This is a genomic window from Nonomuraea sp. CX421 (assembly GCF_059358955.1).
This window is the reverse complement of sequence record NZ_JCADBK010000012.1, coordinates 35,885-49,859: the sequence shown is the minus strand read 5'-3', so window position 1 is coordinate 49,859 and position 13,975 is coordinate 35,885. Positions and strand designations below refer to the sequence as shown.

Below are 13,975 nucleotides of genomic sequence, written 5' to 3'. Positions count from 1 at the left end.
TGGGAACTTCCCCGCGCGCCGAAACGCTGCTTCGTTGCCGCGTTTCGCAACAACCGCCTACACTCCGTGGCTTGGCTGGCTGTGTAGGCTGACGGGCTGAGCGGCGCGGCCCGGAGCAACGCACGGAATTTCCGGCGCGAGGCCGGTGTCAACTCCTTGTACGACAATGGAAGGTCGCCCCTTATGGACATGGGACAACTCGGAAGCATCCTGCCGCTGATCCTGCTGGTGGTGGTGTTCTACTTCCTGCTGATTCGCCCGCAGCGCAAGCGTCAGCAGGAAGCGATCAAGATGCAGAACAGCCTCGCGCCGGGTGCCAGAGTGATGACCACGACCGGGCTGTTCGGCACCGTGGTCGCGGTGGACAATGACGACGTGATCCTTGAGGTCGCCCCCGGGATCGAGACGCGCTGGGTGAAGGCGGCCATCGGCCGCGTCGTGACACCCGGTGACGCTCCCCCCGCGAGCGACGGCGAGGTCAGCACGCATGACGAGCCCGTGGAGCGCGACGGCGGCCAGGACTCCAACTCGAAGCAGGCCTGACCAGGCTCTGCGACAAACCCCTATCCGAAAGACAGACGACCAGTGGCCCGACCGACCAGCAGCCACAGCAAGCCGGGGCGCACGCTCCTGGTGCTCGTGGCGCTCATCCTCGCCCTGGGCGGGACGATGTTCTTGCAGAAGGCGTTCACGCCCAAGCTGGGACTCGACCTCGCCGGCGGCACGACCGTGACTCTATCTCCGGTTACGCAGAACGGTGCGGCTCCACCCGAGGAGATCCTCGACCGCGCGGTCAACATCATTCGTGACCGAGTCAACGGCACCGGTATCTCCGACGCGGAGGTCGCCAAGTCAGGCGACAACATCATCATCTCCATCCCCGGCGTCGGGCAGAGCGAGGCCATCAAGCTGGTCGCGACCACCGCGGAGCTGCGTTTCCGCCAGGTGCTCACCATGGAGGCCACGCAGCTCCCGCAGGAGCTCGCCACCGAGCCGGCGGCTCCGAGCTCGTCGCCCTCCTCCACGCAGCCCTCGGCCAAGCCCCAGCCGACCGCCTCGCGGTCGGCAGGGGTGTCGACGCCCGCCCCTTCACCGACGGGCAAGGGCCTGTCGTCGGCCCTGACCACGCCGACGCGCAGTCCAACGCCGGAGACCTCTCCCACCCCGCGCGAACGCAGGAGCGGCCAGAACGCGAAGGCCACGCCGACGCCGAGCCCCACCCAGGAGAGTGACCAAAAGGCCGGCGCCCCCCCGCAGGGCATCGAACCCGCCGCCTGGAAGCAGTACAACAGCCTCGACTGCGCCGACCCGAAGAACCGCGGTCAGGGCGTCCAGGACGACCCGAACAAGCAGTACGCCGCCTGCGAGAGCGACGGCAGCTACAAGTACGTCCTCGATGTGGCCAAGGTCGTCGGCACCGACATCGACACCGCCTCCGCGGGCGTCCGCCAGGGCACGACCGAGTGGGTCGTCCAGCTCGACTTCAAGAGCAAGGGCGCGGGCGAGTGGAGCAAGCTCACCTCCACCGCCTACAACTCGCAGGAGCCGCGCAACAAGGTCGCCGTCGTCCTCGACGGTGTGGTGATCACCGCCCCCAACATCATCAGCCCGATCCCCGGCGGCCGCGCCGAGATCACCGGTGGTTTCAACCAGCAGAGCGCCACCGAACTCGCCGAGCAGCTCAAGTACGGCGCGCTGCCGCTGAAGTTCGAGCGCAGCTCGATCGACACGGTCTCTTCGACCCTGGGCCAGGACCAGCTGGAAGGCGGTCTGATCGCCGGCCTCATCGGTCTCGTGCTGGTGGTCCTCTACTCGATGTTCTACTACCGCGGTCTCGGGCTCGTCGCTGTGCTGAGCCTCGTCGTCGCCTCGATCCTCACCTACACCGCGGTGGTGGTGCTCGGCCACAACGCCGGATTCCGGCTGTCGCTGCCGCACATCATCGGCCTGGTGGTCTCGATCGGCATCACCGCCGACTCCTTCATCGTCTACTTCGAACGCATACGCGACGAGATGAAGGAGGGACGGCGCTCGCTGCGCGCGGCCGTCGAGGTGGCCTGGGTCCGCGCCCGGCGCACGATCCTGATCGCCGACGCCGTCATGTTCATCGCGGCGGTCGTGCTCTACCTGCTGGCCGTCGGCGGTGTGGCGGGGTTCGCCTTCGCGATGGGCCTGACCACGCTGATCGACGTGGTGGTGGTGTTCCTGTTCACCAAGCCGTTCATCGCCTTGCTGGCCAGGCTCAAGTTCTTCGCCAAGGGACATCCGTTGTCCGGGATCGACGCCGAACGCATGAGCGCCGTCCCGACCGGCACCACCGGCCGCCCGAACAACCCGCTGGAGGCCTGAGATGGGACTCGCGAGTCGCCTCTACCGTGGCGAGATCAACGTCGACTTCGTCGGCCGCTGGAAGCTCTGGTACAGCCTGTCCGGCCTGCTGCTGGCCGTGTCCCTGGCGGGAATCCTGGTCAACGGCCTCAACATGGGCGTCGAGTTCACCGGCGGCTCGGTCTTCTCCTTCAAGGCGCCGACCGCCACCATCGAACAGGTCCGCGAGGGCTTCACCGAAGAGGGCGTGCACCAGCCGATCGTGCAGACGGCCGGCGACCGCTGGCGGGTCACCACCGAGACCCTGTCCGAGTCCACCATGACCCAGGTGCAGACGGCGATCTCCAAGGACTACGGGGTCCCGGTCGACCAGGTCGACATCCAGTCGATCGGCGCCTCGTGGGGCGGTGAGGTGTCGCAGAAGGCCTGGGTCGGCCTGGGCGTGTTCATGCTCGCGATCATCCTCTACCTGTCGATGGCGTTCGAGCCCAAGATGGCGCTGGCCGCCATCGTGGCGCTCATCCACGACCTGGTCATCACGGCGGGCGTCTACGCCTGGTCGGGCTTCGAGGTCACGCCCGCGACGCTGCTGGGCTTCCTGACCATCCTCGGATACTCGCTCTACGACGCGGTCGTGGTGTTCGACATGATCAAGGAGGTCACGGCCAAGCTGGGCACCACGTCCAAGCAGACCTACTCGATGGCGGCCAACAACGCGCTCAACCACACGCTGATCCGGTCGCTCAACACCTCGCTGGTCGCGATCCTGCCGGTGGCCGCGATCCTGTTCATCGGCACCACGCTGCTCGGCGCGGGCACGCTGAAGGACCTGTCGCTGGCCCTGTTCGTCGGCATGATCGTCGGCACCTACTCCTCGCTGTGCGTGGCCACACCGCTGCTGGTGACGCTCAAGGAGCGGGAGCCGAAGTACCAGGCCATCGCCCGGCGTCTCGCCTCCACGGGAGGCAAGGGGTCGAAGGGTTCCAAAAGCACGGCCGTAGCCAAGGGCTGAGGGGGTGTCGCACAGGGCGGGCCGACCGGCCCGCCCTGTGGCATGTGCGGCCAGGTCTCCGTCCGCATGTCCGGATATGCCGCCGGATGCGTCATCATGGAGGCCGTCAGTCGTGGGCAGGGACCATCGGAGGAGTGGCTTGATGAGCGACCTGCAGAAGTTGATCCTCGAGCACATCAGGGACGTGCCCGACTACCCCAAGCCGGGTGTGCTGTTCAAGGACATCACCCCGCTGCTCGCCGACCACGAGGCGTTCGCGGCCGTGGTGCGCGAGCTGGCCGGGTTGCACGAGGTCGACAAGATCGTCGGGATCGAGGCCAGAGGATTCATTCTGGCCGCCCCCGTCGCTCTCCACGCCGGCGCCGGCTTCGTTCCCGTCCGCAAGAAGGGCAAACTGCCCTCTCAGACGCTCGAAGAGTCCTACGATCTGGAGTACGGCTCCGCGACCATCGAGGTGCACCGTGACGCCTTCGCCGAGGGCGACCGGGTGCTCATCGTCGACGATGTGCTGGCCACGGGCGGCACGGCCGAGGCGACCGTGGAGTTGGTGCGCAGGGCCGGAGCCGACGTCGTCGGCGTCGCCGTGCTGATGGAGCTGGCTTTCCTGAAGGGGCGTGAGCGCCTCGTGGGAGTGGAGGCGCACTCCCTGGTGATCGTCTGAGCCGGGCCCACGGCGAGCGGGGTCTCTCACCTGGATACACTGGGGGACCTGGACTCGAACGTGAGGAGTCTGAGTGCCCCGTGATGTGGTCGTGCCTGACGTAACCGACGCCGGGACCGCCGATCCTGCCGGCGGCGCGCCCGCGGCGCGCCGACGGCGGTTTGGGGGTGGGGCCATGAATCCGGTGCTGGAGCCGCTGTTCCGCACGGTTCGCGCCACTCACCCCAAGGCCGACCTGCGGCTGATCGAGCGCGCCTACGACGTCGCCGCCTACCACCACCGTGACCAGAAGCGTAAGTCCGGCGACCCCTACATCACCCATCCGCTGGCCGTGGCGACGATCCTGGCCGAGCTCGGCACCGATGACGAGACGCTCTGCGCCGCGCTGCTGCACGACACGGTCGAGGACACCGCCTACAGCCTCGACGAGCTCCGGGCCGACTTCGGCGACACGATCGGCTCGCTGGTCGACGGCGTCACCAAGCTCGACAAGGTCAAGTTCGGCGACGCCGCCCAGGCCGAGACCGTGCGCAAGATGGTGGTCGCCATGTCGCGCGACATCCGGGTGCTGATCATCAAGCTGGCCGACCGGCTGCACAACATGCGCACGATGCGCTATCTGCCCGAGCACAAGCGCCACCAGAAGTCCCGCGAGACTCTGGAGATCTTCGCGCCGCTGGCCCACCGCCTGGGCATGAACACGATCAAGTGGGAGCTCGAAGACCTCGCCTTCGCCATGCTCTACCCCAAGCGCTACGACGAGATCGCGCGCATGGTGTCGGAGCGGGCGCCGCGCCGTGACCTGTTCCTGCAGGAGGTCATCGAGAAGGTCTCCGGCGACCTGCGCGAGGCCAGGATCCGCGCGGTCGTCAAGGGAAGGCCGAAGCACTACTACTCCGTCTACCAGAAGATGATCGCCCGCGACGTGGCCTTCGACGACATCTACGACCTGGTGGGCATCCGGGTCCTCGTCGACAGCGTGCGCGACTGCTATGCGGCTCTCGGAACGATCCACGCGCGATGGAACCCTGTGCCCGGCAGGTTCAAGGACTACATCGCGATGCCCAAGTTCAACATGTACCAGTCGCTGCACACGACGGTGATCGGTCCCGAAGGCAAGCCGGTGGAGTTGCAGATCCGCACCCACGCGATGCACCACCGGGCCGAGTACGGCGTGGCCGCCCACTGGAAGTACAAGGAGGAGGTCGGCGCGCCCGGCCCCGTGGGCAAGGTCAAGCCGGGCAGCGACATGGCCTGGCTGCGCCAGCTCCTCGACTGGCAGAAGGAGACGGCCGACCCGGGGGAGTTCCTCGAGTCGTTGCGCTTCGACCTGTCGGTGTCCGAGGTCTACGTCTTCACGCCGCGCGGTCAGGTGGTGGCCCTGCCCGAGGGCGCGACCCCGGTCGACTTCGCCTACGCCGTCCACACCGAGGTGGGCCATCGCTGCATCGGCGCCCGGGTCAACGGCCGGCTGGTGCCGCTGGAGTCGCGGCTCGGCAACGGTGACACGGTGGAGATCTTCACCTCCAAGTCGCCCGACGCCGGTCCCTCCCGCGACTGGCTGAAGTTCGTCAAGTCCGGCCGCGCCCGCAACAAGATCCGGCAGTGGTTCTCCAAGGAGCGCCGGGAGACCGCGATCGAGGCGGGCAAGGAGGCCATCGGCCGGGCCATGCGCAAGCAGGGCCTGCCACTGCAACGCCTGATGTCCGGTGAGTCGCTGCTGGCCCTCGCGCGCGACCTGCGCTACCCCGACGTCTCCGCCCTCTACGCGGCCGTCGGCGAGGGTCATGTGGCCGCCCAGTCGGTCGTGCAGAAGCTGGTGGCCTCCATCGGCGGCGTCGACAGCGCCGAGGAGGACATCGCCGAGACGTCGCTCCCCACGCGCCTCAAGGGCCGTCCCCGGGGCGGTGGCGGCGCGGGCGTGGTGGTGGCCGGCGACGCCGACGTGTGGGTGCGCCTGTCGAAATGCTGCACTCCGGTGCCCGGCGACGAGATCGTCGGCTTCGTCACGCGCGGCCACGGCGTCTCGGTGCACCGCGCCGACTGCACCAACGTCCAGCAGCTCAAGGAGCAGCCCGACCGCCTGGTCGAGGTGAGCTGGTCGCCGAGCGACGACTCGGTGTTCCTCGTCGCCATCCAGGTGGAGGCTCTCGATCGGCCCCGACTGCTGTCCGACGTCACCCGCACCCTGTCCGACCAGCACGTCAACATCCTGAGCGCATCCGTCACCACCTCACGCGACCGGGTGGCGATCAGCAAGTTCACCTTCGAGATGGGTGACCCCAAACACCTCGGCCACGTGCTCAAGGCCGTCCGCAGCATCCAGGGCGTCTTCGACGTCTACCGCGTGAGCGGCGCCGGCGCCTGACGCTCCCGGCTCACGCCGGGAGTTCAGCAGTCGATCTCGATGGCGTCGACCCGGTTGTTCTCGTGCGGGCGCAGGTTCGCCTTCTTCCACGGCGAGATCGTGCGCACGTGGTTCCAGCCGGTGGAGCTGTCCCAGTCGAACAGCACCACCCGGGCGTCGCTGCGGTTGCGGATGGAGCTCAGCCGGTCGTCGAGCCGGGGCCTCATCTTGCTGAGGTCGTAGAAGCCGCAGTCGGGCGCGGTCCAGAACTTGTACCTGCCGTAGCGGCCGTCGAACAGGCAGGTGTTGCCGGAGCCGCACTTTCCCCAGGTGCGGCCGGCGGTGCCGGCAGCCTCGGCGGGCAGCGCCGTCAGCGCGACGACGGCCGCCACGGAGGTGGTCAGCACGAGCAGGTTCCTGAGGTGCCGCATGATGTCTCCCCGTAGAAATGTGTTCTTCGAGGGCTTAGATGCCGAATGTGCGATCTAGGTTCGCGCGTCGCGTGGCCAGGCGAGGAAAGAACGGGGCCGGTCCCGCCTGTCGCGGAACCGGCCCTGAGGCGCCTGTGGTCAGCTGAACTCAGCCAGGGTGCGCTCGGCCTCCTCCAGCCAGGAGCGGCGGGCCGTGAGGGCCTCCTCGGCCTCCTTGACGTCCTTGGCACGGCCGGCGGCCTCGGCCTTGGCCAGGCGCTTCTCCAACTGCTCGATGGAGGTGCGCAGCTGGTCGACCGTGCTCTGCGCGCGGGCGCGGGCCTCGGGGTTGGACCGCTTCCACTCGTTGTCCTCGGCCTTGCGCACGGCGTCGTCCACCTTGCGCAGCCCGCCTTCGAGCCGGTCGCGCTGCTCGCGAGGCACCGGCCCGGCGGCCTCCCAGCGCTCGACGATGTGCCGCAACGCCGACCGGGCGGTGCGTACGTCGGTGACCGGCAGGATCTTCTCGGCCTCGGCCAGCAGCTGCTCCTTGGCCTCGGCGTTGGCCGCGAGCGAGGCGTCGCGCTCGGCGAACACCGCCGACCGCGCCTGGAAGAAGTGGTCCTGGGCGCCCTTGAAACGGGCCCACAGCTCGTCCTCGGCCTCGCGGGAGGCCCGGCCGGCGCTCTTCCAGCGCTGCATCAGGTCGCGGTAGACGGCCGCCGTGGCGCCCCAGTCGGTGGAGCCGGCGATCGCCTCGGCCTCCTCGACGATGCGCTCCTTGGCCGCGCGCACGCCCTCGCGCTGCTCGTCGAGACCCGCGAAGTAGACCTTGCGCCGCTTGGCGAAGGCGGTGCGAGCGGCCGACAGGCGCTTCCACAGCCCGGCCTCGGTGACCCGGTCGATGCGGTCGGCGGCCTTCCACTCCTCGACCAGCTGGCGCAGGCGTTCGCCGCCCGACTTCCAGTGGGTGGTCTCGTCGGCGATGCGCTCGGCCTCGGCGACGATGCGCTCCTTGATCGCCTTGGCCTCCGCGCGTGCCTGCTCGCGGGCCGCCTTGACCTCCTCGCGGCGGTGCGCGACCAGCTCCGACAGCCCGTCGAGGCGGGCGGTCAGCGCGGCGAGATCGCCGACGGCGTGGGCGTCGGCGACCGCCTCGCGCAGCTTGGCGACGCTCGCCTCGGCCTGCGCCGGGGCCAGATCGGTGCCCTTGACCCGCTGCTCGAGCAGCGTGACCTGGCCGGCCAGCTCGTCGAACTTGCGATGGAAGTATGCCAGTGCCTCTTCGGGTTCACCGGCCTGCCAGGAGCCGACGGCCCGCTCTCCCTCAGCCGTACGCACGTAGACGGTGCCGTCGTCGTCTACCCGGCCCCACGGGTCGGTGCTCACCGTGTCCTCCCGCACTTTCCATCAGACCCTTCGGGACGTACTCGTCCCTAGTTTGTATTACGTCAGCTCTTGCCCGCGATTGTCACGTCTTTGATTTCGATGGTTTCCTTGGGTGCTCCGGTGCCGTCGCCCGCATCGCCTAGGACGCCCGCCTTGTTCACCTTGTCCAGGATGTCGAGTCCCTTGGTGATCGTACCCACCGGGGTGTAATCCGGGGTGAGACCGATGTCGCCGTACACCAGGAAGAACTGGCTGCCCGTGCTGCCCGGCGCCTGGGTCTTGGCCATCGCCATCACGCCGCGCTTGTAGGTCGCGCCCTCCAGATTCTCCTCGACCATGACGTAGCCGGGGCCGCCCGAGCCGTCCATGCTCTTGCCGTCGGCCTTGGCGGACGGGTCGCCGCACTGCAGCATCGGGAACTTGTCGCTGCCCAGCCGGTGGCACTTGCTGCCGTCGTAGTACTTCTTGTCCGCCAGGAACTCCAGTGAGTTGACCGTGCAGGGCGCCTTGGCGTTGTCGAGCTTGACCACGATGTCGCCCAGGTTGGTCTTGAGCGTCATGGTCTTCGTGGCGGGCGTGAGCTTCACCTCCGCCGGCGGCATGCCCACGTCCTTGACCTTGCCGCCCGCCGCGTCGGCGACGTAGCCGCAGGTGCCGGTCTTGGCGTCGTACGGCTTGGGCTGCGCGGCGGGTGAGGCCGGAGCCGTCTCCGTCGGCGGCTGCGTGGGCGTCGCCGCGGCCTCTGTGCCGGGGTCACCGCCCATGAGCGCGACCGCCGCCACGATGCCGCCCACGACGACCACGACTCCCACGGTGGAGCCGATGATCGCGGTGCGCTTGGCACGCTGCTCGCGCTCGCGACGGTTCTTCAGCTGCCGCTCGTAGTGCTCGCGTGCCAGCTGCTTCTGCCGGTCCTTCCCCGTGGCCACCGCTTTGCCTCCCATAGTGAATCAACTGAGGTGGGCGAATCGTATCGGCCAATGGGTAATGATTCGCAGCCCGGCGACCCGCACCGGTACCCTTCGGTTACATTCCCATTGGCTTTTTTGACGAGATCAGCTGAGGCAGATGCTCATCGCCGGCTTCCCCGCAGGGGCCTTCCAGACCAATTGTTACGTCGTCGCGCCCGCCTCCGGCGAGGAATGCGTGATCATCGACCCTGGTCAGGACGCCGTCGACGGGGTCGACGAGCTGCTGCGCGAGCACCGGCTGAAGCCGGTCGCGGTCCTGCTCACCCACGGTCACCTCGACCACGTCTGGTCGGTGGCGCCGGTCTGCGGCGCGCGTGACGTGCCCGCCTGGATCCACCCCGACGACCGCCACCTGCTGAGCGACCCGGCGGCGGGCCTGTCGGCGGGCTCCACGCAGCTGTTCGGCGGCCTGACACTGAGCGAGCCCGACGACGTCAGAGAGCTGTCCGACGGGGCCGAGCTGCGGCTGGCGGGCCTTGAGCTCGTGGTCGACCACACACCCGGCCATACCAGGGGGTCGGTGAGCTTCCGGGCGCCCGGCGACGAGATCCTCTTCTCGGGTGACCTGTTGTTCGCCGGCTCCATCGGCCGCACCGACCTCCCGGGCGGCGACTATCCGACGATCCTGCGCAGCCTGGCCTCCAAGTGCCTGCCGCTGCCGGACGATACGGTCGTTCTGCCGGGCCACGGACCACAGACCACGATCGGCCGCGAGCGCGCCATCAACCCTTATCTCAAGGAGGCCGCGCCGCACGCCGGTCCCACACGAGGGATCTAATGAGCTTCCAAGCACCCAAGGGCACCTTCGACTGGCTGCCACCCCGCTCCGAGCAGGTTCTCGCGATCCGCGAGGCGCTCGCCGCCCCGGCGCGGCTGGCGGGCTACGGCTATGTCGAGACGCCCGTGTTCGAGGACACCCAGCTTTTCGCCAGGGGCGTAGGCGAGTCGACCGACATCGTCTCCAAGGAGATGTACACCTTCCCCGACAAGGCGGGCCGCTCGCTGACGCTGCGCCCCGAGGGCACCGCCCCGGTCGTGCGCGCGGTGCTGCAGCACGGCCTGCACAACGGCAGGCTGCCGGTGAAGGTGTGGTATTCCGGCAGCCAGTTCCGCTATGAACGCTCGCAGAAGGGGCGCTATCGCCACTTCTGGCAGGTCGGCGCCGAGGCCCTCGGCGCCGAGGACCCGGCGCTCGACGCCGAGCTGATCGTCCTCGGCGCGCGGGGCTACTCCTCGCTCGGGCTGACGGGCGTCCGGCTGCTGGTCAACTCGCTCGGCGACAAGACGTGCCGGCCCGCCTACCGGGCCGCGCTGCAGGCCTTCCTGCGCGGCCTCGACCTCGACGAGGACACCCGGTCCCGGGTCGAGATCAACCCGCTGCGGGTGCTCGACGACAAGCGGCCCGAGGTGCGGGCGCAGCTTACCGGCGCGCCCCTGGTCGCCGACCACCTGTGCCCGGCCTGCAAGGCCTACCACGAGGAGGTCCGGTCGCTGCTGGGCGCCGCGGGCGTCGCGTTCGACGACGACCCCCGGCTGGTGCGCGGGCTCGACTACTACACCCGCACCACGTTCGAGTTCGTGCACGACGGCCTCGGCTCGCAGTCCGCGGTCGGCGGCGGAGGCCGCTACGACGGGCTGAGCGAGATGCTCGGCGGCCCGCCGCTGCCCAGCGTCGGCTGGGCGCTCGGAGTCGACCGCACCTACCTCGCCATGGAGGCCGAGGGACTGCTCACCGACACCGAGCAGGAGCACGTCCAGGTGTACGGTGTCCCGCTGGGCGACGACGCGCGACGGCGGATGTTCCTGCTCGTCGACGAGCTGCGCCGGGCGGGCGTCAGCGCCGACATGGCCTTCGGCGGCAAGGGGCTGAAGGGCAGCATGAAGGGGGCCGACCGCTCGGGCGCCCGCTTCGCGCTGATCCTCGGTGAGCGTGACCTGGCCGCGCAGGCCGTACAACTGAAGGACCTGACCACCGCTGAGCAGACCGAGGTGCCGCTGGCCCAGGTCGCCGACATTCTGAAGGGGAAAGTGCAGTGATCCGCACGCATACGGCAGGGTCGCTCCGAGAGGAGCACGCCGGGCAGCAGGTGACGCTCGCGGGATGGGTGGCCCGGCGCCGTGATCACGGTGGCGTGGTCTTCATCGACCTGCGTGACGCCTCAGGCTCGGCGCAGGTGGTCTTCCGCGAGGAGGACCACGCCCACGACCTGCGCGCCGAATACTGCGTGAAGGTGATCGGCGAGGTCAGGGTCAGGCCCGAGGGCAACGCCAACCCCGACCTGCCCACCGGCGCGATCGAGGTCGTGGCCGACACGGTCGAGGTGCTCAGCGAGTCGGCGCCGCTGCCGTTCCCGATCGAGGGCAACGTGGGCGTGTCCGAGGAGGCCAGGCTCAAGTACCGCTACCTCGACATCCGCCGCCAGCAGGTGGCCCAGTCGCTGCGGATCCGCTCCAAGGCCACCTACCTGGCCAACGAGGTGATGGACGAGCTCGGCTTCGTCTACGTCGACACGCCGACGATGACCCGGTCCACGCCCGAGGGCGCCCGTGACTTCCTGGTCCCGGTGCGGCTGCAGCCCGGCAGCTGGTACGCCCTGCCGCAGTCGCCGCAGCTGTTCAAGCAGCTGCTGCAGGTGGGCGGGCTGGAGCGCTACTACCAGCTGGCCCGCTGCTACCGCGACGAGGACCTGCGCGCCGACCGGCAACCGGAGTTCACCCAGATCGACGTCGAGATGTCGTTCGTCGACCAGGAGGACGTCATCGCGGTCGGCGAGAAGCTGATCGGACGCCTCTGGCGCGACATCCTCGGTGTCGAGATCCCGATGCCGCTGCCGCGCATGACCTACGCCGACGCGATGGCCCGCTATGGTTCCGACAAGCCCGACCTGCGCTTCGGCCAGGAGCTCGTCGAGATGACCGACTACTTCGCCGGCACCTCGTTCAGGGTGTTCCAGGCCGACTACGTGGGCGCGGTCGTCATGCCCCAAGGGGCCTCGCAGACCCGCAAGGAGCTCGACGGCTGGCAGGAGTGGGCCCGCTCACGCGGCGCCAGGGGCCTGGCCTACGTGCTCGTGCAGGACGACGGCACCCTCGGCGGCCCGGTCGCCAAGAACCTGTCGGAGCAGGAGCTGTCCGGCCTGGCCGAGTTCGTGGGCGCGAAGCCGGGCGACGCCGTCTTCTTCGCCGCGGGTGCCCGCCACGCCTCCCGCGAGTTGCTGGGAGCGGCCCGGCTGGAGATCGGCCGCCGCCGCGGGCTGATCGACGAGTCCCTGTGGTCGTTCCTGTGGATCGTCGACGCGCCCATGTTCGAGGAGGACGGCGAGGGCGGCTGGACCGCCGTGCACCACCCGTTCACCGGGCCCAAGCCCGAGTGGGCCGAGACCTTCCAGGACCACCCCGGTGAGGCCCTGGCCTACGCCTACGACATGGTCTGCAACGGCATGGAGATCGGCGGCGGCTCGATCCGGATCCACCGCGCCGAGATGCAGCAGCGCGTCTTCGACGTGCTCGGCATCTCCAAGGAGGAGGCCGAGAGCAAGTTCGGCTTCCTGCTGGAGGCGTTCAAGTTCGGCCCGCCCCCGCACGGAGGCATCGCCTACGGCTGGGACCGCATCTGCATGCTGCTGTGCGGCGGCGAGTCGATCCGCGACGTGATCGCCTTCCCCAAGACGGCCTCCGGCTTCGACCCGCTCACCGGCGCCCCGACGCCCATCACCGCCGAGCAGCGCAAGGAGGCGGGCATCGACGCCCAGCCGAAGGCGGTCTAGCCTCCGCTCCCGGCACGACGACGGCCGCCTCCCTTGAGCGGGGGAGGCGGCCGTCGTCGTGCCAGGGAGGTCAGCGGACCGTGACCTTCTTGATGATGATGGGGTTCTTCGGCGCGGTGGAGCCGCCGTCGCCAGTGATGTCGTCGTCGTTGACGATGACGCCGTCCTTGGCCACCTTGTCGATGATCTCCAGGCCCGAGCGCACCATGCCGAGCACCGAGAACTGCGGCTCAAGCTGCGCGTTCTCGTCCGACAGCGAGATGGCGAACTGGCTGCTGTTCTGGCCGGCCGCGTCCTGCGGCTGCGTGAGGAACACCACGCCGCGCCCGTAGGGGACCGCGCCGACGGCCTCGTCCTGGAAGACGTAGCCCGCCGTGCCCTGGCCGTCCGTCGGGTTCTTGCCGTCGGCCTTGGCCTTGGGGTCGCCGCACTGCAGCAGGAACAGCCCCGACACCTCAGGGGTCACCAGTCGGTGGCACTTGGTGTTGTTGTAGAAGTTCTTTTTGGCCAGGAAGGCCATCGAGTTGACCGAGCAGGGCGTCGCGGCCGGGTCGACGTCGATGACGATGTCGCCGTGGTTGGTGGCGATGGTCATCGTCTTCAGCTTCATGTTGGGCTTGGAGCCCGGCATGCCCACGTACTTCATCGGGACGTCGGCGGTGTCCCGCTTGTAGGTGCAGGTGACGGGGCCGGTCGCGGTGGGAGCGGCGGTCGGCAACTCCGCAGGCGGGGCCGAGGCCGACGGCGTGCTCTCGGACGCCACAGGGGTGCCGGTGTCCTTGCCGACCAGCGTGGTCGCGGCGAAGATGCCGCCGGCCACCACGACGACGGCCAGTCCCGCGCCGATGAAGGTGTTCCGCTTGGACTTGGCGGACTGCTCGGCCGCACGCTGCGCCTGCCGCTCCTTGTGCTCGCGCGCCAGCTCGCTCTGGCGGTCGTCGGCGCTCACGGGTATGTCCTCCATTTTTGCCTACACATGACCAAACAACTCCGCGAATGCTACCGGCCCTTGAATGTGCTGGACGTAAGTGACGAAAACCGATCAGTGGTACCGGCGGGCTCCGAATGGCACTGGGTGGGTGCGAACCAT

Annotated in this window: 12 protein-coding genes; 8 read left to right on the top strand and 4 right to left on the bottom strand. The window is 68.9% G+C overall.

From position 1 onward, the window contains the following. Positions 1 to 189 precede the first annotated feature (189 nt). The 5 genes from yajC (at position 190) to AC5L3X_RS21980 (ending at position 6,369) form a co-directional block, all read left to right on the top strand. On the top strand, positions 190 to 543 hold the full coding sequence (gene yajC / locus AC5L3X_RS22000) for a preprotein translocase subunit YajC (RefSeq protein WP_494859215.1): 354 nt from the start codon (positions 190 to 192) through the stop codon (positions 541 to 543). Positions 544 to 585: 42 nt separating this feature from the next. Further along, the gene (secD, locus tag AC5L3X_RS21995) at positions 586 to 2,349 is read left to right on the top strand and encodes a protein translocase subunit SecD (protein WP_225263415.1); all 1,764 of its coding nucleotides are present in this window, start codon (positions 586 to 588) and stop codon (positions 2,347 to 2,349) included. A gap of 1 nt (position 2,350) precedes the next feature. Continuing rightward, positions 2,351 to 3,340, top strand: a complete 990-nt coding sequence (gene secF, locus AC5L3X_RS21990) for a protein translocase subunit SecF (RefSeq protein WP_189125721.1) — start codon at positions 2,351 to 2,353, stop codon at positions 3,338 to 3,340. A gap of 142 nt (positions 3,341 to 3,482) precedes the next feature. Beyond that, a complete protein-coding gene (locus tag AC5L3X_RS21985) occupies positions 3,483 to 4,001 on the top strand; it encodes an adenine phosphoribosyltransferase (RefSeq protein ID WP_494859213.1) in 519 nt (172 codons plus the stop codon). 175 nt (positions 4,002 to 4,176) lie between these two features. Next, positions 4,177 to 6,369, top strand: a complete 2,193-nt coding sequence (locus tag AC5L3X_RS21980; protein ID WP_189125719.1) for a RelA/SpoT family protein — start codon at positions 4,177 to 4,179, stop codon at positions 6,367 to 6,369. Between the two features lie 23 nt (positions 6,370 to 6,392). Here AC5L3X_RS21980 and AC5L3X_RS21975 read toward each other — a convergent pair whose 3' ends face one another. From AC5L3X_RS21975 to AC5L3X_RS21965, 3 genes are all read right to left on the bottom strand, one after another. Then, complete coding sequence (locus AC5L3X_RS21975) at positions 6,393 to 6,779, bottom strand: hypothetical protein (protein WP_494859211.1); 387 nt, start codon at positions 6,777 to 6,779, stop codon at positions 6,393 to 6,395. A gap of 138 nt (positions 6,780 to 6,917) precedes the next feature. After that, positions 6,918 to 8,147, bottom strand: a complete 1,230-nt coding sequence (locus AC5L3X_RS21970; protein ID WP_494859209.1) for a DUF349 domain-containing protein — start codon at positions 8,145 to 8,147, stop codon at positions 6,918 to 6,920. 62 nt (positions 8,148 to 8,209) lie between these two features. Next, entirely contained in the window at positions 8,210 to 9,076 is an 867-nt protein-coding gene (locus AC5L3X_RS21965; protein WP_494859207.1) for a peptidylprolyl isomerase, read from the bottom strand. Positions 9,077 to 9,215: 139 nt separating this feature from the next. Here AC5L3X_RS21965 and AC5L3X_RS21960 point away from each other — a divergent pair, with 139 nt between their 5' ends. The 3 genes from AC5L3X_RS21960 to aspS are packed head-to-tail and all read left to right on the top strand — an operon-like array spanning position 9,216 to position 12,885. After that, the gene (locus AC5L3X_RS21960) at positions 9,216 to 9,896 is read left to right on the top strand and encodes an MBL fold metallo-hydrolase (protein ID WP_494859205.1); all 681 of its coding nucleotides are present in this window, start codon (positions 9,216 to 9,218) and stop codon (positions 9,894 to 9,896) included. Next, positions 9,896 to 11,155 carry a histidine--tRNA ligase gene (hisS, locus tag AC5L3X_RS21955; RefSeq protein WP_189125714.1) on the top strand — a complete coding sequence of 420 codons (1,260 nt, stop codon included), beginning with the start codon at positions 9,896 to 9,898 and terminating at the stop codon, positions 11,153 to 11,155. Before AC5L3X_RS21960 ends, hisS begins: the two co-directional genes overlap by 1 nt. Continuing rightward, positions 11,152 to 12,885: an aspartate--tRNA ligase gene (gene aspS / locus AC5L3X_RS21950; protein ID WP_494859203.1), complete on the top strand. Its 1,734-nt coding sequence runs from the start codon at positions 11,152 to 11,154 to the stop codon at positions 12,883 to 12,885. Before hisS ends, aspS begins: the two co-directional genes overlap by 4 nt. A 70-nt stretch (positions 12,886 to 12,955) precedes the next feature. Here aspS and AC5L3X_RS21945 read toward each other — a convergent pair whose 3' ends face one another. After that, positions 12,956 to 13,834: a peptidylprolyl isomerase gene (locus AC5L3X_RS21945; protein WP_494859201.1), complete on the bottom strand. Its 879-nt coding sequence runs from the start codon at positions 13,832 to 13,834 to the stop codon at positions 12,956 to 12,958. Positions 13,835 to 13,975 lie beyond the last annotated feature (141 nt).

Excerpts from the sequence above, each read along its gene's own strand:
- yajC (WP_494859215.1), top strand. The coding sequence starts at position 190 with ATGGGACAACTCGGAAGCATCCTGCCGCTGATCCTGCTGGTGGTGGTG.
- secF (WP_189125721.1), top strand. The coding sequence starts at position 2,351 with ATGGGACTCGCGAGTCGCCTCTACCGTGGCGAGATCAACGTCGACTTC.
- AC5L3X_RS21985 (WP_494859213.1), top strand. The coding sequence starts at position 3,483 with ATGAGCGACCTGCAGAAGTTGATCCTCGAGCACATCAGGGACGTGCCC.
- AC5L3X_RS21980 (WP_189125719.1), top strand. The coding sequence starts at position 4,177 with ATGAATCCGGTGCTGGAGCCGCTGTTCCGCACGGTTCGCGCCACTCAC.
- AC5L3X_RS21975 (WP_494859211.1), bottom strand. The coding sequence starts at position 6,779 with ATGCGGCACCTCAGGAACCTGCTCGTGCTGACCACCTCCGTGGCGGCC.
- AC5L3X_RS21960 (WP_494859205.1), top strand. The coding sequence starts at position 9,216 with ATGCTCATCGCCGGCTTCCCCGCAGGGGCCTTCCAGACCAATTGTTAC.
- hisS (WP_189125714.1), top strand. The coding sequence starts at position 9,896 with ATGAGCTTCCAAGCACCCAAGGGCACCTTCGACTGGCTGCCACCCCGC.